The 22154-nt window shown below is 65.0% G+C and carries 27 protein-coding genes and 1 tRNA gene; 14 read left to right on the top strand and 14 right to left on the bottom strand.

Translation table 11 applies throughout. From position 1 onward, the window contains the following. Positions 1–185: 185 nt before the first annotated feature. Genes OG205_RS29125 through OG205_RS29110 form a run of 4 tightly spaced genes read right to left on the bottom strand, consistent with a single transcriptional unit; the run spans position 186 to position 3348 of the window. The gene (locus OG205_RS29125; protein WP_330271194.1) at positions 186–1112 is read right to left on the bottom strand and encodes a PIN domain-containing protein; all 927 of its coding nucleotides are present in this window, start codon (positions 1110–1112) and stop codon (positions 186–188) included. Next, positions 1113–2105 (bottom strand): ParA family protein, encoded by a 993-nt coding sequence (locus OG205_RS29120; RefSeq protein ID WP_330271193.1) that lies wholly within the window; start codon positions 2103–2105, stop codon positions 1113–1115. 19 nt (positions 2106–2124) lie between these two features. Further along, positions 2125–2595, bottom strand: a complete 471-nt coding sequence (locus OG205_RS29115; protein WP_330271192.1) for an NUDIX hydrolase — start codon at positions 2593–2595, stop codon at positions 2125–2127. A 9-nt stretch (positions 2596–2604) separates the two neighbouring features. After that, on the bottom strand, positions 2605–3348 hold the full coding sequence (locus OG205_RS29110; RefSeq protein ID WP_330271191.1) for a DUF5919 domain-containing protein: 744 nt from the start codon (positions 3346–3348) through the stop codon (positions 2605–2607). Positions 3349–3602: 254 nt separating this feature from the next. On the opposite strand from OG205_RS29110, the gene OG205_RS29105 reads away from it, so the two are divergent. From OG205_RS29105 to OG205_RS29075, 7 genes are all read left to right on the top strand, one after another. Then, positions 3603–3971 (top strand): plasmid replication, integration and excision activator, encoded by a 369-nt coding sequence (locus tag OG205_RS29105; protein WP_330271190.1) that lies wholly within the window; start codon positions 3603–3605, stop codon positions 3969–3971. Beyond that, positions 3971–4216, top strand: coding sequence for a hypothetical protein (locus OG205_RS29100; protein ID WP_330271189.1), 246 nt, complete (start codon positions 3971–3973; stop codon positions 4214–4216). Before OG205_RS29105 ends, OG205_RS29100 begins: the two co-directional genes overlap by 1 nt. After that, positions 4203–4463: an AMED_5909 family protein gene (locus OG205_RS29095; RefSeq protein WP_330271188.1), complete on the top strand. Its 261-nt coding sequence runs from the start codon at positions 4203–4205 to the stop codon at positions 4461–4463. Before OG205_RS29100 ends, OG205_RS29095 begins: the two co-directional genes overlap by 14 nt. 390 nt (positions 4464–4853) lie before the next feature. Continuing rightward, positions 4854–6344: an FtsK/SpoIIIE domain-containing protein gene (locus tag OG205_RS29090; protein WP_330271187.1), complete on the top strand. Its 1491-nt coding sequence runs from the start codon at positions 4854–4856 to the stop codon at positions 6342–6344. Further along, positions 6341–7945 (top strand): replication initiator, encoded by a 1605-nt coding sequence (locus OG205_RS29085; protein WP_330271186.1) that lies wholly within the window; start codon positions 6341–6343, stop codon positions 7943–7945. Before OG205_RS29090 ends, OG205_RS29085 begins: the two co-directional genes overlap by 4 nt. Positions 7946–7989: 44 nt before the next feature. After that, positions 7990–8166: a helix-turn-helix transcriptional regulator gene (locus OG205_RS29080; RefSeq protein ID WP_285642564.1), complete on the top strand. Its 177-nt coding sequence runs from the start codon at positions 7990–7992 to the stop codon at positions 8164–8166. Continuing rightward, complete coding sequence (locus OG205_RS29075) at positions 8163–9560, top strand: tyrosine-type recombinase/integrase (protein ID WP_330271185.1); 1398 nt, start codon at positions 8163–8165, stop codon at positions 9558–9560. Before OG205_RS29080 ends, OG205_RS29075 begins: the two co-directional genes overlap by 4 nt. Before the next feature lie 61 nt (positions 9561–9621). On the opposite strand, the gene OG205_RS29070 is transcribed toward OG205_RS29075, so the two are convergent. Continuing rightward, a complete protein-coding gene (locus OG205_RS29070) occupies positions 9622–10209 on the bottom strand; it encodes a hypothetical protein (protein WP_330271184.1) in 588 nt (195 codons plus the stop codon). 197 nt (positions 10210–10406) lie between these two features. Further along, positions 10407–10482, bottom strand: a tRNA-Arg gene (locus OG205_RS29065). A gap of 241 nt (positions 10483–10723) precedes the next feature. On the opposite strand from OG205_RS29065, the gene OG205_RS29060 reads away from it, so the two are divergent. Continuing rightward, on the top strand, positions 10724–11491 hold the full coding sequence (locus OG205_RS29060; protein ID WP_330271183.1) for a hypothetical protein: 768 nt from the start codon (positions 10724–10726) through the stop codon (positions 11489–11491). 10 nt (positions 11492–11501) lie between these two features. Then, positions 11502–12239, top strand: a complete 738-nt coding sequence (locus OG205_RS29055) for an FkbM family methyltransferase (protein ID WP_319975694.1) — start codon at positions 11502–11504, stop codon at positions 12237–12239. A gap of 55 nt (positions 12240–12294) precedes the next feature. Here OG205_RS29055 and OG205_RS29050 read toward each other — a convergent pair whose 3' ends face one another. Continuing rightward, positions 12295–15495: a penicillin acylase family protein gene (locus OG205_RS29050; RefSeq protein WP_330271182.1), complete on the bottom strand. Its 3201-nt coding sequence runs from the start codon at positions 15493–15495 to the stop codon at positions 12295–12297. 451 nt (positions 15496–15946) lie between these two features. On the opposite strand from OG205_RS29050, the gene OG205_RS29045 reads away from it, so the two are divergent. Beyond that, positions 15947–16594: a response regulator transcription factor gene (locus OG205_RS29045; RefSeq protein ID WP_330271181.1), complete on the top strand. Its 648-nt coding sequence runs from the start codon at positions 15947–15949 to the stop codon at positions 16592–16594. A 19-nt stretch (positions 16595–16613) separates the two neighbouring features. Here the strand turns inward: OG205_RS29045 and OG205_RS29040 are convergent, their stop codons facing one another. Together OG205_RS29040 and bluB are read right to left on the bottom strand one after the other, a co-directional pair. Further along, a complete protein-coding gene (locus tag OG205_RS29040; protein ID WP_330271180.1) occupies positions 16614–18113 on the bottom strand; it encodes a diguanylate cyclase in 1500 nt (499 codons plus the stop codon). A 44-nt stretch (positions 18114–18157) separates the two neighbouring features. Further along, a complete protein-coding gene (gene bluB / locus OG205_RS29035; RefSeq protein ID WP_330271179.1) occupies positions 18158–18790 on the bottom strand; it encodes a 5,6-dimethylbenzimidazole synthase in 633 nt (210 codons plus the stop codon). An 84-nt stretch (positions 18791–18874) separates the two neighbouring features. Between bluB and OG205_RS29030 the strand changes: the two genes are divergently transcribed. Further along, the gene (locus OG205_RS29030) at positions 18875–19231 is read left to right on the top strand and encodes a hypothetical protein (protein WP_330271178.1); all 357 of its coding nucleotides are present in this window, start codon (positions 18875–18877) and stop codon (positions 19229–19231) included. On the opposite strand, the gene rpsR is transcribed toward OG205_RS29030, so the two are convergent. From rpsR to rpmB, 4 genes are read right to left on the bottom strand one after another with little or no spacing between them, the layout of a single operon-like run. Next, entirely contained in the window at positions 19179–19409 is a 231-nt protein-coding gene (gene rpsR, locus OG205_RS29025; RefSeq protein ID WP_319975690.1) for a 30S ribosomal protein S18, read from the bottom strand. The genes OG205_RS29030 and rpsR overlap by 53 nt on opposite strands. Next, positions 19409–19702 (bottom strand): 30S ribosomal protein S14, encoded by a 294-nt coding sequence (rpsN, locus tag OG205_RS29020; protein WP_319975689.1) that lies wholly within the window; start codon positions 19700–19702, stop codon positions 19409–19411. Before rpsN ends, rpsR begins: the two co-directional genes overlap by 1 nt. A gap of 1 nt (position 19703) precedes the next feature. Further along, complete coding sequence (rpmG, locus tag OG205_RS29015) at positions 19704–19871, bottom strand: 50S ribosomal protein L33 (protein ID WP_330271177.1); 168 nt, start codon at positions 19869–19871, stop codon at positions 19704–19706. Next, complete coding sequence (gene rpmB, locus OG205_RS29010; RefSeq protein ID WP_442916597.1) at positions 19871–20101, bottom strand: 50S ribosomal protein L28; 231 nt, start codon at positions 20099–20101, stop codon at positions 19871–19873. Before rpmB ends, rpmG begins: the two co-directional genes overlap by 1 nt. 65 nt (positions 20102–20166) lie before the next feature. Here rpmB and OG205_RS29005 point away from each other — a divergent pair, with 65 nt between their 5' ends. The 3 genes from OG205_RS29005 to rpmF are packed head-to-tail and all read left to right on the top strand — an operon-like array spanning position 20167 to position 21460. Then, positions 20167–21051 (top strand): GTP-binding protein, encoded by an 885-nt coding sequence (locus OG205_RS29005; protein WP_330271175.1) that lies wholly within the window; start codon positions 20167–20169, stop codon positions 21049–21051. Next, positions 21048–21299 (top strand): type B 50S ribosomal protein L31, encoded by a 252-nt coding sequence (locus OG205_RS29000; protein ID WP_319975686.1) that lies wholly within the window; start codon positions 21048–21050, stop codon positions 21297–21299. The genes OG205_RS29005 and OG205_RS29000 overlap by 4 nt, the downstream gene beginning before the upstream one ends. Further along, positions 21299–21460, top strand: a complete 162-nt coding sequence (gene rpmF / locus OG205_RS28995; RefSeq protein WP_093605360.1) for a 50S ribosomal protein L32 — start codon at positions 21299–21301, stop codon at positions 21458–21460. The genes OG205_RS29000 and rpmF overlap by 1 nt, the downstream gene beginning before the upstream one ends. Here rpmF and OG205_RS28990 read toward each other — a convergent pair. After that, positions 21457–22104, bottom strand: a complete 648-nt coding sequence (locus OG205_RS28990; RefSeq protein WP_330271174.1) for a histidine phosphatase family protein — start codon at positions 22102–22104, stop codon at positions 21457–21459. The genes rpmF and OG205_RS28990 overlap by 4 nt on opposite strands. Between the last annotated feature and the right edge of the window lie 50 nt (positions 22105–22154).

Here is a 22154-nt window from a genome sequence, read left to right as displayed (position 1 = left end):
ATGGCTCTATGGGTTGAGCTCGTCGATGGGGCAAGGCCGGAGGACGGCGCGCAGCGCCGCCCGGCCGACCGGCGCAGCGAAGCGGATGCCGGGAGTGCCGGGATGGAAGGTGTTCGCCGTACGCGCGGAGCGTGCCGCCAGCGGCGGCCTTGATCCTGTAGAGCCAAATTCGGCAACCGACCTGACTATTCGTCGCGCACGAAGGACTCTGCGAAGACTGCGATGGCGTCGCCTGATTCAACCGATTGCTCGACCCAGGTCCTTATTTTGATCTTGCTGAGAATGACATCGTCTGGTTCGTGGTCGATTTCGATCGACAACGAAACCTCCGCCATTACAAGGTAGACGTCGTCAACCTTGTAACTTCTGATGGTTCGGATTATGCGGGCCGGTTGCAGCATGAAGCTCAGGAAATGGGCGGGATCGCCCTTTGCGTTTAGGTCCTCTACGGCTGCGCTCATCGCCACATCGACAAAATCTTCCTCGAATTCGACTATGGCGTCTTCCTTGAGGGTAACGTCCGCGCGCTCAGCAAGCTCGGTGACCACTTCGTCTAGCTGGTTGAACAAGAAGAAGTCCGCGCCCCCAGATTCTCCCAGTTCCTCGCTGAGATTTCCGTGCAACTCGCGTTTGTTGCTTCCAGAGAAATCGCTCGAATTATTCGTTACAAAGTAGGTGGGGCCGCCGTTTTTCTGGTGATGACGTTTTACGGCTAGCCAAATGGCGGAGTCTCGCGCGCCGATCCCATCTCTGGCTGGCTTAATTCTGTGTGCTTCCCGGCGTAGTGCCTCACTTGCATCTTCGCCGTAGAGTCGGATTATCTTAAATGTACCCCTTAGTTCCTGATCCCATTTCTGTGCGACTTCATCCTCGTCGGGAATGTAGATCGGATCCAAGGTGAAGTACTTGGACGCCTCTTTGTGAGCTGCTTGGAGGGCGTCGAAGCTGGCCCGTGCTGACCTTCTTCGCGCACTTACGGATTCTTCAAGTGCGATCTCTGGAAGGTATACCGCCATCTTGCGTTTTTCGGCTACTCGCAATACGGCTGACATGATAATCGACCGCAGTGGCCCTTTTTGAGGCAATACGCACGTGTCTAGGACGATTGCCATTTAAGCCTCTGAGGTAGTTTCGAGGCGGGCAAGTATCTCTTTTGCTAGGCCGCTGAACAAGTCGTACGTGTCCTTCGCTCGTGTATATTGGGCGCCGCGAGCCTCTGCGCCGCCTAGTTCGAATATTGCTTGGTTTGTTCGTTGTGCAATAGGGACAAGGCTGGAAAGGTTCTTGACCTCCCCAATTCGAGGAGGCTGCGTTGGGACTTTGACACCAGCCTCTTCGAGGGGTTCAAGTATTCCTGAGCTATAGGCGGTAGGGATTTTGCTGATCCACCTTCGATATGCTTCGGCCGGCTCCTGGCGGTAAACGGAAAATTGCTGGCTGATGTAGCCCAATGGAACCGGCTTGCCAGCAGGTAGTGCGAACCCTAGATCGATTTTGCGTCGTGCTCCTGAACCCTTTGCTGCCTCCCATTCTCCCGTCCAGAGTGAAGCGCTTTTGCCGACGCTGGAAAGTGCGGAAATTGAGAACAGGTCAGGTGCGAGGGGTACTACGAATCCATCTGACGCGAGGATTGCAGTGCGGTTCAACGCGCCAACATTAGGGCCTAGATCCAGTAGAGCGATATCTGCGTTGATGTTACTGCCTAGTCGGCTCACTAGGCGATAGAGGGCGGTGCTCGTGCGAAATCCGCCTGCGTTACCGGCTACCGCTTCGGTCCATCCTGTCGGTGCGATTTCCTCGAATTCGCTGAGGCGGATATCCCCCGGAAGTAGCCATGCATTGGGTCTAATCTGAAGGGGCTGAACTTCCTTCACGTCGCCAGAGCGATCGACCAGTGGCTCTAGGCAATGGAAGATGGTCTGTTCGTCATGCAGTGCTTGGGATAGGCGCTCCTCGGGAAGCGCGGCGGTAGTTAGGTTAGCTTGGGGATCAATGTCGACAAATAGAATCCGATGACCGAGGCTGGCCATCGCAAGTCCGATGTTGTAAACAAGTGTGGTCTTTCCTACGCCACCCTTGTGGTTAAAGAAGGAAACGATTTTCATGAGCACTCCGCTGCTGTGATCACGTAAAGTATGGAGTCGGTTTTCCGCTTAGTGCATGTTCAAGGCGGAGTTTTACTGAAGGATGTATATCCAGTTCTTCTAGATCTTCAGGTTCGACCCATTGGACTTCCTTGGACTCATCGCTGGTGCTTAGGGATCCGCCTTTGGCGCTAGCTTTGAAGCAAATTGAAAACTCCTGGCGAATCTCGCCGTCATCGTAAGCAATGACGTGTCCTGGGTTCGAATAGAGTCCAATAAGTCCTGTTACTTCAATATCGATTCCGGTTTCTTCCTTTACCTCTCTGACGGCTGTCTGTGACAGGGTTTCTCCGACTTCTTGTTGTCCGCCCGGTATGGCATACTTGTCATTGTCGGTTCGGCGAATCATGAGTATTCGATTGTTTTTATCTTGCACGAACGCGCTTACGGCAGGACGCAAGCTGTTGGCTTTCGGAGCGTTCGGGTCGTGGAAGTAGTCCACGCGGGCCATGTGGCTCCCTTAGAACGTTGCTGGCTTGGACAGGTTCCAGACGTGCTCGAAGCTCTCAGAGTAGGTCTCGAAGAGATCGCCCGCAGCGAGTCGCCGCAGGTGCAGCGCTGGAGCGTGTGCGGCCTGGAAGCCGTAGACGTGCGTGTTGACGACCATCTCGTCGTCGAAGCGGAAGATCGAGTTGTAGAGCGTCGTCTTGTGGAAGCGCATCTCCACGCCGTCCACACCCACCAATGGCCGGTAGAACGCCAGTGCGTTGCGGATGCGGGACCCGAGCGTGCCCTTGCCCAGCTGCTCCTCATCGCTGCGCTTGGCCACCTCGCGGCTGGCCGGGTCACCGAAGATCAGCCGGATGCGCGCGCCGTTCGCAGCCTTGTTGGCCAGATCGCGCATGAAGGTCGGTCGCTCCACCAAGAAAATGCCGGCGTGGACCAGCACCTCCACGTGCCGAGTGGCGTTGGTGATGAGGTGATCCCACAGGTCTGGAGGGATCGAGTTCCGGTGTGGGTAGAGCTTGACCACCTCGGACTCGGTGATCTCTGCCTTCCGCTCCGGCGCGACCGCGTCGGGCCAGAGGTACGTCTCTGTCTCCTTGACCATCGACGCGATGGTGTTGCGGTGGCGCGGGTACGGCGCGCGGCCCTTCGTGATCCAGCGTTCGACGGTCTTCTGGTCGACGCCTGTGGCCTTGGCTACCTGCTCGTATGTGAGTCCGTTGCGTAGCAACGCATCTCGTAGTCGCTCGTTCGCCATGATCGCTCCTCTCGGACGTCCCCGGGGACGCTAGGGACGTCTTACGTTAGTGAGGACGTCTCTAGATGTCCCGCCATGCGGTGCTCACGTCCCGGTTTTCAGCCGAAAGTCGTAAGTGTCGAGAACTCCAGACAACCGGTCTGGACGACACCTACGACAGGAGAGCCACGATGGCGATCACAGGTGGGAGCAGGCTCCCTGCGGGTCACGACTTCGTGTTTCCCAGGGGCGCGCTCGTGATGGGCGTTGAGCCCGTGCTCAAGTTCCAGTCCGCCGATGAGCGAGCGAAGGGCTTGCCGGTGGAGCAGGAGAAGGACAAGGAGACCGGTCTCCTCGTGTGGTCCGTACTGGTCATCGACCAGGCCGCGGAGCGCAAGACGGACGCGGTGGTCACAGTGAAAATCTCCGCACCTCACCAGCCGGTGCCACCGGAGGCCATCCCCGGCACGGATGTCCGGCCGGTTGTGTTCGAGGGGCTGACGGTCACGCCGTGGATCGATGACAAGGCGTGCCGTGGGGTGCACGCGGGTGAGCGTCACCGCTGCCGCGCGAAGCTCGGCTACAGCCTGCGGGCCTCCGGCATGAAGCCGGCCGTCAGCAAGCCAGCCGCTAAGGCGGCGTGATGCCTGACCTGGTGCGCGTTCATCTGACCGATGGCGTGCCTATGCGGCCGCTCGCGATGCCGTTCGCCGACCGGATTGAGATCCGCTTCGGCAACGCCTTCCCCGCCGTGCTCGTCGTCGATCGGGATGTGGTTCCGCAGCTGCGTGACGTGCTCGACCAGGGATGGCGTGCTCTTCAAGCCTCGGCCGCTCGACAGGAGGGGCGTCACGCGCTCACGGAGGAGGCTCCCGATGTCCGCAGTTGAGGCCATGCACTGGGGCCTCGCTGAGCAGGCCCGGACATTGAGCGAGGCACACGACGTGCTGAGCAAACTCCTGCCCAATCCCAAGGCTGCACCCGCCGTTCTGCGGGACTACTACCTCCGCTCGGCCGCTGTCTACGCGCGGGTCGCTGAGAGCGATCGCAGCCACCACCACGAGGCGATGTATTGGGCGAACCGTGAGCGCGAGAAGGGGGAGGCGATCAAGGTCACGAATACGGCGAAGAACTAGCAGTAGTCCTTATTGGACAGAGCGCGTGACTCTGCTGGGTCACGTGGCGATGCCGCACGTCTTGTTGCGGTGCAAAGAGAAAGTGAGACGCAGGAGCGGAACCCGGCTACCAACCTCGCCGCTCCTGCGTTGTCCACCCAACTCAGGAGTGAACAAGATGAGCGTAGAGCCTGAGCGCATTTGTGCGCTAGACGGGGATCGGATGATCTCCACCAGGCAGACCGTTTCCAGCTATGCCGTGATGCTCGATGGCGGCTCGCTGGAGACGATGGAACTCACGGCTGCGCAGGCTAGGGGCTTCGAATGCCTGACCTGTCGGGCGCAGCACACCGCAAATTCGGGAGCGTTCCAGCCTGTTGGACGCATCCCGAGCGTGGGCAGCGTCTTTCAGTGCCTCAAGTGCGCTGGCGGTGCGCGATGAAGGGCAACCGCTGGGTCGATCCCGCGCCATTCGAGGGCGCACGTCCGCAGGTCCCTTGGTGGGTATGGCTTCCCGGCTGGGTCAAGCTCGTGCTCGCGCCATTCGCGCTGCTCTGGCTCGCCGTCCGCCTGGTCGTGCTGCTGACCGTTCTGGCGGTTCGGTACCCGGTCGCAGCCACGGCCGGCCTCGGCGGCTACGTCGCCTATCGCCAGTTCGGACTCTCGCCGCTGGTGATCGCGTTGCTGTCGCTCGTGTGCGCCCTGACTGTCTGGTACGGCCTCGATCGAGACTCGTTCCTGCGGCACGGCTGGTACCGCGTCCTGACCGAGTGGCGGCGGCTCACGGTGTACGTGCCGCAGTGGCGCACTGTGATGCGTCTGGGTGAGCTGACCAAGGAGGTCCGCGGGAAGGAGTACCTCCCGAAGCTGCGCCGTATCCGTTCGGAGGGCTGGCGGGACAAGGTCCGGGTGCGGATGATCCCGGCCCAGTCGCCGGAGCAGTGGGAAGCACGTCGGGACAACCTCGCGCACTCGTTCAACGCCCGGTCTTGCCGGGTGAGGGTTCTCAAGCCGCGCGTGCTTGAGCTCGACTTCATCCACGCTGACCCGCTGGCGCGTCCGGTCGCGGTGCCTCAGCTCGCCGACCCCGGAGAGGTCGACCTCAAGCGCGTAGTCGTCGGCCGTACGGAGACCAGCAAGCCCTGGCGGCTGCGGCTGCTCGGCTCTCAGGTACTCGTGGTCGGCGTGCCCGGTGCGGGCAAGGGCTCGGTGCTGTGGTCGATCGTCTGGCAGCTCGCCCCAGCCATCAAAGCTGGAATGGTCCGCCTCGTCGGCATCGACCCCAAGGGCGGCATGGAGCTGGGGCAGTGTCCGGACGCGTTCGAGAAGGTCGTCTACGACAACGGCCCGGAAGCTGTTGCCCTGCTTGAAGAAATCGCCGCTGAGGTCAAGGAGCGCGCCACTCGATACCGGGGCATCCGGCGGCTCTGGGCGCGCAGCACTGGTGAGCCGTTCACGGTCCTGATCGTGGATGAGCTGGCGGACCTGATCGCCTACCAGTCGGACCGGAACCTGCGTGAGCGCGCGACGCGGGCTATCCAGACGATCACATCTCAGGGACGTGCACCTGGCTACGCCGTCGTCGGCCTGGTCCAGGACCCGCGCAAAGAGATCGTCGGCTTCCGGCACCTGTTCACGACTCGTGTGGCGTTGCGCCTCGATGAGCCGGTGCAGGTGGACATGGTCCTCGGGGATGGCGTTCGGCAACGGGGTGCGGCTGCTCACGAGATCAGCGAGAACACGCCTGGTGTCGCCTGGGGCAAGGAAGACGGGCAACGCGAACCCGAGCGTGCAAGGGCCTTCAACGTCACCGACGCGGACTTGGTCGAGCTTGGCGTCTACCTCGCCCCGGCCACGGTTCACGAGTTCCCCGAGCGGACGGATGGGAGGGCTGCGGCATGACCGAGTACCTGACGCGCTCAGAGCGACTGAAGCAGCCGGCCGCGCTCGACGTGGTTCGTGCCGTCGCTGAAGAGCACGGCGTGTGCATCCGGCCGTTGGCCAAGGAGCGGATCGACCTCGACACCGGGCGCGTGGACATCGTGCCTGTGCCGTGCGGCTCGACCGTGGCCAGTGTGTGCCCCACCTGCGCGGAGAAGAACCGGCGTCTGCGGATGGCGCAGTGTCGCGAGGGATGGCACCTGACGGAGGAACCCGACTTCACGCCGGATGCTCCGAGTGATGATCAGAGGCAGTTGACCGCCTACCGGGCCGACCTCGTCAAGGCCTACCGCCTGGCCCTCGATGAGGGTGACGAGGTCGGGGCCGAAGAGGTCCGGGAAGACGTCGCGGAGGTCGACGCCGAACTTCGGCAACTCGGAGTCCGCGGTTCACTCCCCTCCCTGGAAGTGCCGCTCAAGGCAGCTCGGAAGCGATCGACCAAGCGGCGGCAGGACGCGCCCAACCTGCCTCGGCGGCCGGTCAGCAAGCGCACGGTCGGCAAGGTCTTCGGAGGCAAGTACCAGCCCTCGACGTTCCTCACGCTGACGCTCGACACCTACGGCAAGGTCCGGAGCGATGGCACGCCTGTTGATCCGGCCACCTACAACTACCGGCGTGCCGCTCGGGATGCAGTGCACTTCGCCGCGCTGCTCGACCGGTTCGTGCAGAACCTTCGGCGCTGCGTCGGCTGGGAGGTCCAGTACTTCTCCGCCGTCGAACCACAGCGGCGGCTCGCTCCGCACTGGCACGCGGCGGTTCGAGGCAGCATCTCCCGCGCTGAGCTGCGGGCGGTAGCTGAGGCTACGTATCACCAGGTCTGGTGGCCCGAGCACGACGAGATCAAGTACAGCGTTGACAACCCGCCGGTCTGGGACGTCCGGGCCAAAGGGTTCGTTGATCCGCAGACACGAAAGGCCTTGCCTACCTGGGAAGACGCCATCGACCAGGTGGAGCGGCCCGCACACGTTGCGCGGTTCGGGGTGCAGGTGCACTCCAAGGGCATCCTCGGCGGCTCTGAAGAGGCCGGCCGCCACATCGGCTACCTGACGAAGTACCTGACCAAGAGCATCAACGAGTGCTTTGAGGCGCAGACCGCGCGGCAGGAAGACCACGCCGAACACCTCTGCGCTGAGCTGGCCGTGACGCCCTGCTCGCCGCAGTGTCCGATCTGGCTGCTCTATGGCGTCCAGCCTCGGGGAGCGCGGCTGTCCACGGTGCCGGGCAAATGCAAAGGCAAGGCGCACAAGCGAACCACGCTCGGTGTTGCTGGGCGGCGGGTGCTGGTGTCGCGAAAGTGGTCGGGGAAGTCGCTCGCGGACCACAAGCACGACCGGAAGGCGTTCGTTCGGCAACTGCTCGCGGACGTCGGCATCAAGCCCGAGGACCAGCCTCAACGGGTCGTCTGGAACAACGTCGAGCCCGGCGACCCGAACGTGCCGCCACGGGCTCACATGCTTCTGAGCGCCGTCGCAGAGCGCCGCAGATGGAAGGCCGAATACACGGCCGCGCTGCTCGCATCAGCCGGACCGCCAAAAAGTTCGGCAACTCATCAAGCTGCGTAAACGGGGGGATCATGAACGGCAACGCGCGCGAGATAGCTGAACTGATGTCTGTCCCGGAGATGCTGGAAGCGCTCGGCGGGGACGTCTCCAGGGACACGTTCTACAAGTGGCGGCAGACGGGGAAGGGGCCTCGTTGCTTCCCGCTTCCGAACGGGGAACTGCGTTGCAGGCGCTCGGACTTCCTGGACTGGATGGACGACCTCTACGGGCGGGCCGCATGAGCGAGACGACGCTGAAGGTCACCTTCTGGGAGATCGCCGACTGGACGAAGAAGAAGACGGCCAAGGGCAAGAAACGGCCGAAGCCGTGGGGCGTCCGGTGGGTGACGGAGAAGAAGAGCCACTCGGAGTGGTTCGCGAACAAGGCGCAGGCGATCAACCGGCGTTCCGACCTGATGAAGGCGGCGCGGCTCGGCGAAGAGTTCGATGTGGAGACTGGGCTTCCGCTGTCGGAGCTCAAACGGAAGAACTCCTTCTCGTTCTTGGAGTTCGCACAGTCCTACGTGGACATAAAATGGCCTGACGCGGCTGCGAAGACACGGAGCAGCACGGTGGATGCGTTGGCGACTGCGTGTGCTGCGTTCGTGAAGAACGGGTCTGGTCGGCCGGAGTTGACGGAGCTGCGTGGAGTGCTGACGCGTCACCTATTGCCGCCGGCGACTCGTGACGATCAGCTCGGCCGCGAACAGCAGGAGGTCGTGGACTGGCTGGTTCGGTACTCCCGGCCGCTGTACGACATGACCGACGCGGTGGCGGTTCGGGAGGTCCTGGACGCGCTGGCCACGAAGCTCGATGGCAAGTCCGCGGCTGCAACGGTGTATTCGCGGAAGCGGGCGGTGCTGTTCAACCTACTGGCGTTGGCCGTCGAGCGGGAGTTGATCCCGGACAACCCGTTGAACCGGATCAAGCGCAAGGTCGCGAAGCTGGTCGAGCAGGTTGACCCGCGTGTGGTGGCCAATCCTCGGCAGATCGAAGAGCTGCTGACGGCCGTGTCGTATGTCGGGCGGCGGAACGTCGATCGGGGCGCGCACCTCGAAGCGTTCTTTGCCACCTGCTACTACGCGGCGGCGCGGCCGGCCGAGGGGCTCGGGCTCAAGCTGGACGACTGCACCCTTCCCGGCGAGGGGTGGGGGATCTTGATGCTTGGTGAGTCTCGGCCGTCGGCGGGGAAGCGGTGGACAGACTCGGGGGAGGTGCACGACCAACGCGGGCTGAAGCACCGGGGCACGAAGGACGTGCGGCCTGTGCCGATTCCGCCTGTCCTCGTGCGGCGGCTGCGGGGTCACGTTGACCGGTTCGGGGTGGCCTCGGATGGTCGGCTGTTCTGGTCGCCGAAGGGTGGCGTGGTGTCGTCGTCGACCTACTATCGGGTCTGGCGAGACGCCCGCGAGTACGCGCTGAATCCAGCTCAGGTGGCCTCCCCACTCGCCGGGCGGCCGTACGACCTGAGGCACGCGGCCGTGTCGCTCTGGCTCAACGGAGGCGTTCCCGCCACCGAGGTCGCAGAGCGAGCGGGGCACTCTGTGGAGGTTCTGCTCAAGATCTATGCGAAGTGCATCGATGGACAGCGAGAGTTCATTAATAAGCGCATCGAAGCGCTTTTCGATGCTGCGTAACGGGGCAAACTGGCCCCCAGGTGTCGCCATCTGGGGGCTTCGTCCTGCCCGTGTTCGTCGTTCAGGCGCCGCTGCTGTTCGTCTGTTCAAGCAGCCCGATTGCTGCGGACTTCGGATCGCGCATGTCCATGCTGAGTGCCTTGAGGACCGCGTCCTGGTCACCGCCTCGCAGGCCAGCGATGTCGTATGCGAGTTCGGCTTCCACCCACTCGCGATAGGGCTGCTTGCGTCTCAAAGCGCGCTGTTGCTGGATCGAGTTTCGGTCGAACAGTTTCCACTTGCCGCCTGCGTCCTGCGGATCTTCAGGCTTCATACGACCTGCAGTAGCCGGGTCCAATGGGACGCCTCGCATCGTGTGCTGGAGGTCGTATGCGGCTCGGAGCAACGTCGCGAGATGCCCAGGGAGCGTCAGGAGGATTGCCTTCGACCGTGCAGCTTCCTGTCCTTCAATGATCTGACATCCAGTTGCGAGGTAGAGCCGGAGCAGTTCGGCGACCTGAGTGGCCAGCTCCTTGTGCTGGGCTTGGACTCGATCTTCGTCATCTCGCTTCTGCTGCTTCGTCCAGTTGGAGATCGCGATCCAGATTGCAACGGAGGACGTGAGGATCGCGACCAGGATGGAGGCGGCGAAGCTAACCCAGGGGTTCATGTACAGACTTTAGGCGCGGACTGCCTTGACGCTTCGTTGGCACGCCTCAGCACTGGTTCGGATGCCCAGATCGGTTTCGCGGTGGTTTCGCAGACGGCGGCAAACAGGGGCAGATTCCCGCTGACGGTGACTGACCAAAAAGATCAAGGCCTGACAGCGTTTCAGCATGTCAGGCCCTGATTTCACCCGGCGAAAGGTGGTGCCCCAGGCAGGATTCGAACCTGCGACACACGGTTTAGGAAACCGATGCTCTATCCCCTGAGCTACTAGGGCTGGCGACAGCAGTCTAGCGGGGTGGCGCTACCGAGTTGACCAGCGCCCCCGGCTACCGCGGACCGGTGCCCGCTCACGCACGGTGAGAACCATGCGGAACGGGCTGCGGCCGTTGGAGGGAAGTGAGGCAGGCCACCTTCTGCCGGGCACAAACGTCAGGTAGGGAGGGCGTGTGAGCAGACCCTGGCCCGACTTCCGTCCTGGCCCGCTTGGTGCCCTCAAGGCTTGGTGGCGCCGGACGGTGCCCAAGAGAGCTGACGACATCACCTTCGTGCCGCCGGCGAGCAGTCATCAGCAGGAGTTCGAGACGCCGTTGGCCAGTGCGGTGTACGGGCTGGACTTCCAGCTGAAGTTCACGGTGGTGTGGCGGCTTGATCTGGCCACGGGGCTGCGGCACAACTCGCCGCGGAGTGCTGCCATTCATCACGTTCTCCAGCGGGCCAAGGAGATCAGCGGCAAGGTGATGTTGGTTCATCACTCTGCCCTGCAGGTGCAGTTGGGGGATGAGCTCGCCACTGAGCGGCAGGTGCCTGGGACGCACGTGTGGGCTCGGGCGGAGCAGGTGAAGGTCTCGGTCGGGGATGACGACCTGGAGATGGCCAAGAAGCACATCGAGTTGCTCCGGAACTCGACGTTCAAGTTGGCCGAGCGGGATGTCGAGCGGGCGGAGATTCGGTACCTGCGGGACGAGGTGTTGACGGACGTCGGCACGGCGACGATCTGGTGGTTGCAGCGCAACGGGTATCAGGTCGAGGAGGCGGTCAAGCTGGCCGACCACCTCGCTGATCTTGTGAAGATCGCGCAGCGGCAGCCTGCCGGGCATTGGGCCGAGTCGTTGGTGAGCAGCGTTGAGCGGGCCATGCCTGAGCTCGAGGACTCGCACCGGCGGGACCTGAGGCTGCACCTGGTCAAGGCGTTGAGTGTTTACGGCGGGGAGCGGGTGGCCGCGGAGTTCGCTGATCAGATCGGGTTGCCTGCGGGCGAGCAGCACCGGAACGGACACGTCTAGGCTGACTGGGGTGTTGACCCAACTTCGCAGTGCTGCTGTTGTTGCCGGGTTGCAGGCGCTTGCCCGGCTCACGCCCTATGCCGAGGCGGAGCTGATCGGGCTCCGCAAGGTCGTCAAGCCTGGAGATGTCTGCATCGACGTCGGGGCCGCACTGGGGCTTTACACGGTCACCTTGTCGAGACTGGTTGGTCCACAAGGGACTGTGCACAGCGTCGAGCCGCTCGTGTTCGCGCACCCCGCCCTTTCGTACGTGCTCCGGCCGCGTGAAGGGGCCAACATCAAGAGGCACTCGGTCGCCCTTGGTGCGGAGAAGCAGGGGCGCGAGGTCATGAGCGTTCCCGTGCGGCACGGGAGTCCGATCACCGGACGGTCGTTCCTCACGGTGGGGGCGAACGGGCTGGGGTCCAACGAGGAGTTCGACCAGCACCTGGACGTTCTGGTCAAGACGGACACGCTGGACCACTTCGTCGAGGAGCAGGGGATCGGCAAGCTCGACTTCGTCAAGGCCGACGTGGAGGGGGCCGAGCTCAGGGTCCTCGAAGGGGCCGTGGAGACCATCGAACGGCTCAAGCCCGCGTTCCTGCTGGAGATCGAGGAACGGCACGTCGAGCGGTTCGGGTACCACGCGAAGGACGTCGCGGACTTCCTCGTCGAGCGCGGGTACCGGATGAGCACGTGGCACGGCGGTGAGTGGGTGCCGACCCACAACATCGGTGGCGAGATCAGGAACTACCTGTTCAGGGCCTGAAATAAGTAGAGGACGCCGACCCCTGGGGGTGGATCGGCGTCCTCATCTCGAAGGCCTACGAAACGTAGACCTCAAGTTCGTACAGGGAGTATCCGTACTGACCGGCCCGTTGGGTACCCGTCATCCGGAGGTATCTCGCGTCCTGTGGGGTGAACGCTACGACATCATCGCCGCCATCGCTAGCACTTGTGGAGAAAACGTTCCGCCAGTTGCCGCCGTCATTGGAAATCTCGATGCGGTAGCCCTTGGCGAAGGCCGATTCCCACCGCAACACGGCGCGACCGACTCGTTGCACTGAGCCGAGGTCGACCTGGATCCATTGGTTGTCGTTCCAGTCGCTGGCCCAGCGCGACGTCGGGTTTCCGTCCAGCGCGTTCGACGGCGGGAGGTTGTTCCAGCCCGTTTCGTGGGACGACGCGGTGGCGGTGCGGCCGGCGGCCAGGTTGGTGATGTTCTGACCTCTGCGGGACGGGAACTGCACGACCTGCTGGTAGGTCGGGCGGTTCTGCCAGTGGATCTTGTCCTGGGTGATGCCGCCCATGGCGCGGTGGATGATCGTGTCCGCGCACCACTGGTCGCCCGCGGCGCAGTCCGCGTCACCTGGGTAGACGGCGGTGGCGGGCTTGGCCACGGCCTGAACCAGGGAGTTCACGAGGGCCGTGCGGCAGCCGGACAACGTGCCGCCGCCGCAGTAGGTCTGCGGGAACGCGCCCTGGACCGGGTCGCCCAGGACCTTGCGCAGGTCCTTGTCCACGTAGCCCCACCAGCCGTACTGGAACGAGGAACCCTTGTGCGGCGCGGCGCCGTGCGCGTCGGACGGGGCCTCGTCGACCTGCTGAGCTCCTACCAGTGCGGTGAACAGGTCGTCGCCCAGCGACGGCTTGAACTGCGACTCCACCAGAAGCGGCCACCAGGCATCCAGAACTCGGATGGCTTCTGCGTGGTTGTAGGTCTTGCTGCCCTTCGCGGTCTCCTTGCGCAACGAACCGGAGCGCTGCCAGTCCTTCAGCTTCTGCACCATCGGGGCGAGAGAAGCGTCGACCGGAGCGGACTCCACCACCCGCAGCAACTCGGGCAGCACCTGCTCGGCACGCAGGTCGGCCACGGCCGCTTCGGCCATCGCCTTGGTCAGAGCAGCGCGCGTGACCTTCTGGCCGGAGGCGATCAGAGCACGCACGCGAACGTCGAGCAGGTCACCGCGGTGCACGGCGCTGTGGCCGAACCCGCCGAACGTGAAGTCCTTGGCCTGCTTGTTGTTCCAGGACACGTAGTAGTCCTGGTTGATCGAGTTCGGGTGCCCGGCGAACGGCATGTACGCCGCGGTGTTCTCGTCGCCGTTCCAGTTGACCCACTCGTACTCGGCACGGCCCCAGGTCGGCAGGTTCGGGTCCACAGTGGACCGGCGCACCGGGTTCAGGCCCGAGTTGAAGTACGCGGAGTCGCGGGAGTCGACGTAGAGCCAGTTGAACGCGTAGCCGATCTTGTTGGCCGCGCGCTGGAAGTCCGTGGCCGAGCGGATGGCGCCAGGATCGTTGAGCTCCTGGAAACCGATGATCGAGTCGACCTCGTGCATGTACGTCGAACGCAACGTCGTGTACGCCACGACCTTGCCGCCGACGGTCGCACGGCTCGTCACCAGGCCGTACTTGGTCCGGTACATCACCAACGTGTAGGAACCGGCGGGTGTGCCGTCGGCGACTGTCGGCTTCCAGGCGTTCTTGCGCTCCAGCCGTTCCATCGGCAGGCACGAGCCGTGGAACAGGTACGACGAAGAGGCCTTGGTGGCAGGTGAACCGTCCGGGTTGCACAGCTCGACGGCGTAGGTGTCGACGATGTCCTGCCCGGAAGAGGTGGCGCTCCACGAGTAGTCCACACCGCGGCCGAGCTGCACGTACATCGAGACGCCCGCGAACGAGACGCCGCGCGAACGGATGCCGGGCCCGTTGAGCTCCTGCAACAGCAGCAACTGCGGCGCGAAGTAACCGGTCTGCGGTCCCCACACGGCGATCGGGTTCCCGCTGTCCGTGTGCGCACCGGAGACCGCGAGAGCGTTCGACATGCCGTGCTTCTTGTTCAGCAGGTCCGGAGGCAGCACGCCATCGGAGAAGATCCCCCGAGCCTTCGCCACGTCCGCGGGAGCGGGAACAGCGACGGAAGCACCCGTGCCGCCCACCTCGTCGTAGACCATCCGCTCCGGCGTGATGCTGCCGCCGTCGGGAAGCGCCAGGCCCTGAGGCGAAGCGGGAGAGGCCGAGTACGGGAACGACTGTCCGTCGTGGAGGGTCAGAACGGCTTCGGGGTCGTTCTGCGCCCGGAACGCCTTCCACACCTGCTCGCCGACGGCGGCGCCGTACTTGTTCTGCGCGGCCAGCTTCACCAGCGCCGACTGCACCTCGCCGCCACCGCCGGCACCGAACAGGCCGCCGACCACCGAGGCGATCGCGACCATGTCGGTCGACTTGAACGGCTGGATGTCGTTCCAGTTCGTGATCGCGTCGGCGTGCCCGGTCAGCACGTACTCGCCGGGGAAGTTGCGAGCGCCCACGGACTGCGTGATGTACGCGTTGATGCCGGCCGTGTAGTCGTCGACGTCGACCAACGCCTGCCGCCCGCGCTCACCGCCGTTCGCCGCGGCGGACTCGATCTGCTTCTGCAGGTCCGCCTCGGTGTACGCGATCTGGTTGAAGAAGCTCTGCTCCAGCACGCGGTTGCCGGGCGCGCCACCGGCGAAACCGGTCAGCTGGCCGCGGCCGAGGTGACGGAAGATGTCCATCAGCCACAGGCGGTCCTGGGCGGCCGCGAAGCCGGCGCCGAACATCGTGCCGGACCGCGTGGTCCCGGTGATGTGCGGCATGCCGATCTTCTTGTCCCGCACGATCGTCACGTCCGACCGCGGTTTCAGGGTGCTCTCGACCTGGTCGGACGGCACGCCGAACGACGCGTCGTTGAAGAAGTCGGTCAGCTGGTTGTTCGTCAGGCCGCTGTAGCCGTTGACCAGGGCGTCGTACTTGCCGAGCTGGTCGGCGGAGTGCGCGGGCCTGGTGCCGAACGCCTTGTGGGTGAGGATCTCGGCCAGCGTCGCGTTGCCGTTGTTGCCCGGCGGCACGATGTCGTTGCACTGGCCGAGGCAGTAGTCGTCGGCGGCGAACGCGGCCGCGCGTGGCTCCTCTGCCTGTGCGGCGGACGGGACGATCAAAAGGGAGGCGGTGACGGCGGCAGTCGCCAGCAGGGACGTCACCGGATTGGCTCTCCGCATCGCGCGAAGCTCCTCTCCGTGCAGGGCAGGGCTGTTGTGATGCACGTTACTTTCCAGTAAGGCTATTGCGAAAGGGTTTCGCGTTTTCTGGAATGCCCCGGAAGCACCTGTATCGATACCGCAACCCATCGAAAAAACATATGGGCAGAAACGACGCCAAACGAGACGTCTGAATCGGATTGCCGAGGCCGTATCCGTGTTTCTGGTACGACATTCCACTGAGTGGGATTTCGATGTTTCGTCACTCAGCGTTCTGGTGGCTCCCCCTAAAACCTGGTGGCATGCCTACGCAGCGAAGTCGGCGCGCTATTCCGGTAACTGTGAACGTTGCCGGTGATCTCGAAAATCCGTTACCACATGATGAGATAACTGAGAATTAACGTGGTCTTCGGCGTGCGTACGCGAAGATCACGAACATGAGGGAGCACGGAACGCCAATGCGGGAGGCGTCGTGATCAAGGTTCTGCTGGCCGACGACGAGGACCTCGTCCGCTCCGGCCTTCGCATGATCCTGAGCAGCGTCGGGGATATCGAAGTTGTTGCCGAGGCCGATGACGGACACCTGGTAGCCGACCTGGCACGCCAGCATCGTCCGCACGTTGTACTGCTCGACATCCGGATGCGCACCTCGGACGGACTCGTGGCCCTGCGGAGGCTGCGGACCCTGCCGGACCCACCGAGGGTCTGCATCCTGACCACGTTCGACGTCGACGAATACGTTTCGGAAGCACTGCGCCTCGGCGCGGCCGGCTTCCTGCTCAAGGACACCGAACCGGAACAGCTCGTCAAAGCCGTGCGTGATCTCGCGCGCGGGGGAGCGGTTCTCGACCCCGGTGTCGCCGCCAGAGTTCTCGCGGCCGTGGCCGACGGCGAACGAATGGCGGAGCCTGCTCGCAGGCTGCTGCAAAGCCTGTCCGAACGCGAGCGCGAAGTGCTCGTGCTGATCGGCCAGGGCATGTCCAACGCGGAGATCGGCAACACCCTGCACCTGTCGGAGGCGACGGTGAAGGGCTACGTCTCGTCCGTGCTCGGCAAGATCGGCGCGGTCAACCGCGTGCAGGCCGCACTGGTGGCCTACCGCGGCGGCCTGATCGCCTGAGCCCTGAAGTCCGGGACCCTCAGTTCCCGGACACGATCCCGGGCACCTCGTCCACCGAGGGCTCGACCTCGACCCTGTTGCGGCCGTGCCGCTTGGCGCGGTACAGCGCCATGTCGGCGGCCGCGAACAGCTGGTCCAGCTTGGCCGGTCCCGCCGCGACACCGATGCTGACGGTGGGGCGGCGGACCGCGCCGAGCACCATCGTCCAGTCGTGCCCGTCGACGGCCGCGCGGATCCGCTCGGCCACGTTCGGGCCGACGTCCATGTTCGGCCCGGTGTCGCCGAGCAGCACCACGAACTCGTCGCCGGCCCAGCGCGCCACCAGGTCGTCCGACCGGCATTCCCGCCGCAGCAACGCCGCGATCTCGCGCAACGCCGCGTCGCCCGTCGCGTGCCCGGCGTCGTCGTTGACGTTCTTGAACCAGTCCACGTCGACCAGCACCAGCCACGGCACCTTGCCGCGCGCCGCCGTCGACTCCAGCAACGCGGCAGCGGCGCGTTCGAGCCCGAGCCGGTTCGCCAGGCCCGTCAACGGGTCGCGCGCCGCGGCCTCCTGCGCCGCCACCGCCAGCCGTTGTGCCTGAACGGCCACGCGACGCTGCTCCAGCGCCTGGCCGAGGCCTTCCTGCAACGTCTCCCTGGCCGTGCGGGACGCGGCCATCGACCGGCGCAACGCCGCGGCTTCGCCCTCCGCGTCACCCAGGGCGTTGCAGATGTCCGCCAGTTCCGTGGAGAACCGCAGCAGCAGTGACGTGTCGTTGATGCGTTCGGCGCTCGTCACCGCACGGGACGCGAATGTGCGCGCCTCGTCGAAATCGTCCTGTTCGCGACGCACGACCGCGAGAACCCAGTTGCCGACCGAGATGCCCCACAGGTCGTCGGCGTCCACCGACAGCCGCAGGGTCTCCTCGCCCATCTCCTCGGCCTTGTCCAGCTGACCGACACCGGCCAGGGACCGCCCGCACGCACCGAGCAGTGCGCGCCGGTGCAGCTCGTCCTTCACGATGCCGATGCCCTCGTCGAGGTACACCAGGGCTTCCTCGAAGATCGCCGGCGCCGCCGAGGGAGAACCCGAGCAGGCGCGGAAGTTGAGCGAACCGCCCAGACGCTGCAGGCACTGGGCCAGCACGTCGGTGTTGCCCGCCCGCCGCGCCACCTGAACGGACAGCCGCAGCATGTCCAGCGCCGCGCGCCGGTTGCCGATGCCCTCCATCAGATAACCGAGGGAGCCCATCGTGTGGGCCACGGCCGGGCTGTCGGAACGGTCGATGTCGAGGTCGGTCCAGCCCTCGGCGGCCAGCTCCAGGGCCAGCGGTATGCGGCCGAGACGCCAGGCCATGACCGCCCGGTTCACCAGCACCGCTGATCGCACCCAGCGGTCGGCTCCGGGGGACACCTTCGTGACGACCTCGTCGAAGAGGCTGTTCGCCTCCGGCACGCGGCCAGCGTTGTACAACGCGCGGACCTCAAGGTCCAGCCGCGGAATCTGGCCCGCTACCAGCGGATCGCGCTGCTCCACTCGTTCATCGACTCCGTTCCGACTCGCCGAGCGGCCCGCACAGGCTACCGGGTCGGTCGCGCCCTGTACCGATCGTGGTGCAGGACGTCATCAAGGGGTAGTCGGTTGCGCCAACCGTGACGTTCCAGATCAGGCGTATCGGGCAGTGATCGAACCGGACCAACGCACAACCATGCCACCGGACGGACCCTTGTGGGGATGTCCAGGAGACGGCGCAGCACATCTTCCCGGTAGAAGCTCACCCAGCCCACACCGAGTCCCTCTTCCGTCGCCGCGAGCCACAGGTTCTGGATCGCCAGGCACACGGAGTACAAACCCGCGTCCGCGATCGCGTGCCTGCCGAGCACCGCCGGTGAGCCCCGGTCGGGGTCGTAGGTGACCACGATGCCGAGGGTCGACTCCATGACTCCTTCGACCTTGATACGAGCGAACGTCTCCGCTCGTTCATGATCGAGTTGAGCCGCGAAGACACTGCGTTCGGCCTGAACGTGATCCCGGAACGCCCGCCGGATCGATTCATCCCGCACCAGCACGAAGTCCCACGGCTGGGAAAGGCCGACGCTCGGGGCGGCGTGCGCGGCGGTCAGCACCCGTCGCAGCACGTCGGAAGGGATTTCCTCACCGGAGAACTCGGCGCGCGTGTCCCTGCGTCGGTGGACTGCCTCGTACAGGTTCATTCGTGCGATCGTGCCTCACTCGAAAGCACCAACTTCACGCTGGAGAGGTGGCGCTGATCTCACCTGAGGCGATACACCGATCTGATGCGAAGAATGAAAGGCGGTTACGGCTCCGCGCTCGGATTCGGCGGCGGAGTCGGCGTGGCCGCGTTCACCGGTGCCTGGCCGTTGGTGGCCCTGGTCCTGCTCGCGGCGGTCGTGGTGGTCGTCTCGCTGCGGACGACGATCGTCGGAGCCGGCCTGGCGGCACTGCAGTGCTGGGGCCTCTACGCGACCTTCTTGGTGGGTGTTCGTGGCGATCTGACGGTCGACGAACACACGACCTGGGCGCTCGCGTTGCTGGTGCAACTCGCCGCGCTGGCCTTCCTGGCCAGCGCGGCGGTCCGTGTCATCGCCCTTGTGACGGGTACGGCAACAAGGCCATCTCCCGTGCGTTCTTGATGGCCGTGGCGACCTGACGCTGCTGTTGCGGCGTCAGGCCCGTCACCCGGCGGGACCGGATCTTGCCCCGGTCCGAGAGGAACTTGCGCAGCAGCGTGACGTCCTTCCAGTCGACGACGGTCACGCCTTCCTTCGCGAGCAGGTTCACCCTGCGCTTGGGTGGCCTCTTCTCGCGCATCACCAGCTCGCCTTCGACACGCCGGGCAGCTCACCGCGGTGGGCCATCTCCCTGAGCCGGACGCGGGACAGGCCGAACTTCCGGTTGTAGGCGCGCGGCCGTCCGTCCACGACGTCGCGGTTGCGCAGCCTGGTCGGCGACGCGTCCCGCGGGAGCTTCTGCAGGCCCCGCAACGCTTCCGCGCGCGTCTCCGGGTGCCGCAGCATCTCCTTGAGCTCGTGGCGCCGTTCCGCGTACCGCGCCACGACCTCGCGGCGTCGCTGGTCTGCGGCGATCTTCGACTTCTTCGCCACGTCAGCGCTCCTCTTTGAAGTCGACGTGCCTGCGCGCCACCGGGTCGTACTTGCGCAGCACCAGCCGGTCCGGGTCGTTGCGGCGGTTCTTGCGGGTCACGTAGGTGTAGCCGGTTCCGGCGGTCGACCTCATCTTGATGATCGGGCGGATGTCCGTGCTCTTGGCCATCAGACCTTCACCCCCTGCGTGCGGAGCCGGGCCACGGTGGCCTCGATGCCCAGCTTGTCGACGGTCTTGATGCCCTTCGCGGACAACGTCAGCGACACGTTCCTGTTCAGCGACGGCACCCAGTACCGCTTCTGCTGGATGTTCGGGTTCCACCGGCGCCGCGTCTTGCGTTGCGAGTGCGAGACGCGGTTGCCGAAGCCCGGCTCACGGCCGGTCAGCTGGCAGCGCACTGAGGTACCTCCAGAGTGATGGACGCAGATTGAAACGACTTTCGTTTTCATCTACGGTACCTCACATGGAAACCGTTGTCGTTATGGTGGCGGGGCTGGTCGACCACGACGTCGCCGTGCGGGTGTGGCGCGACCGGCCCGGTTCGGTGCTCGTGCGGCACGTAGCTGCGGAAACGTGCGTGCGGCGGTGGGTCGACGGCATCGCGACCGACGTCGAACTGCTGCACGGCTGCGTGTCCTGCACCGTGCGAGAGGACCTGCGGGAGCTGCTCTCCGCTCTCAAGGGCCACACGGTCGTGCTGCACCTGGACCCGCTGCTCGAACCGGACGCGGTGCGCCGCAACCTCGGCGTCGAAGTCGAGTGCGTGATCACCGTCCTCGACGCGGCGACCTGGCTGGACGACGCCCTGGGCGACGCCTCGATGGTCAGCGACCAGCGCACGGTGGCGCAGGTCGTCGTCGCGCAGGCCGAGGCCGCGGATGTGCTGGTGCTGCAAGGAGATGCGGACGAACGCACGCTCGCCGTGCTCGACCGGCTGGCTCCCGGCGCACACCGCTGCACGCCCGAGACGGTGGTCGTACGCAAGAGCACGCGGCCGCGGTTGATGCCTCTGACGCCCGAATGTGGTGTCTCGACAGCGGTTTTCACGTCCGACCGGCCGTTCCACCCGGTCCGGCTGAACGAGGCGCTCGACTCGTTGCTCGACGGAACGGTCGTGCGTTCGCGTGGCCGGCTGTGGGTCGCGGACGAGCCGGATGTCGCACTGCACCTGGAATCCGCGGGCTGCGGGATGCACGTCGGCGAGGGCGGGCCGCGCGGGGGCAAGACCACTCAGATCGTGGCGATCACCCTGGGCGAGCCGGACTCCATCACCGCGGCGTTCGAAAGCGCACTGCTCACCGACGACGAACTGTCCTTCGTGGACTCGATCCGAAAGCTGGCGATATGAAGCAAGGCATTCACCCCGACTACCACCCGGTCGTCTTCCAGGACGCGTCCACCGGCAAGACGTTCCTGACCCGGTCGACGGCGACGTCCAGCCGCACGATCGAGTGGGAGGACGGCAACAGCTACCCGCTGCTCGTCGTCGACATCACCGCCGACTCGCACCCGTTCTGGACGGGCACGCAACGACTCGTCGACACCGCCGGCCGGGTCGAGAAGTTCAACCGCCGCTACGGAAAGCGAGAGCGCTGATGGCCGTTCCCAAGCGCAGGACGTCCCGCTCCAACACGCGCCACCGCCGGTCGCAGTGGAAGGCCACCGCGCCGGACCTGGTGCGCGTGCGGACGTTGGACGGCAAGGAACTCCTCGTTCCCCGCCGTCTCGTCGCGGCCTACAAACGCGGGCTCATCTAGAGCGGACGCTGGACCGTTCCGTCCGGTGAGTCGCGCCACTGGTCGAAGGGACGGTCCAGCCTCCAGCCCGTGCCGTCGTGGTCGAGCACGCGGTTCTCGCAGGTGTCCACGTTGGACAGCGACTCGAACAGCTCGATGCTCCAGCCGAACAACCGGCGGCACAGCAGCCTGATCGTCAGACCGTGTGACACGACCAGCACCGTCTTGGGGTGCGTCTCGTCCTTGTGCAGCCGGACTTCCAGGCCGTCGAGGAACGCCGCCACCCGGTCGTCCACGTCCGCGCCCGACTCGCCGTTGGGCAGCCGGAAGAAGAAGTGGCCGAACGCGTGCCGCTGGTGCTTGAGCATCTCCTGCTGCACCGGGTCCTGGAGGTTGCCCCAGTCCTGCTCGCGCACCCGCGGTTCGGTGACGATCCGTTCCGCGTCGATGCCGAGCAGCTCGAACGTCCGGCGCGTCCGCTGGTAGGGCGACACGTAGGCCGCGACCTGGCCGTCGCCGATCAGGTTCTTGATCGCCGGGCCGGCGGCGCGTGCCTGGTCCGCACCGGTCTCGGTGAGCGGGAGGGCGTGGTCGGGGATGCGGCAGTAGGCGAGCTCGTCGACGTTGCCGAGGCTCTGCCCGTGGCGCAGCAGGATGATCCGCACCTCACCATCGTGCCTCAGCTCCGCGGGTGCTCCGGGCGTTACAGTGCTCG

The sequence above is a fragment of the Lentzea sp. NBC_00516 genome, assembly GCF_036346835.1.
GTDB classification, from domain to species: Bacteria; Actinomycetota; Actinomycetes; order Mycobacteriales; family Pseudonocardiaceae; genus Lentzea; species Lentzea sokolovensis.
This window is presented reverse-complemented; position numbering and strand designations above follow the sequence as displayed.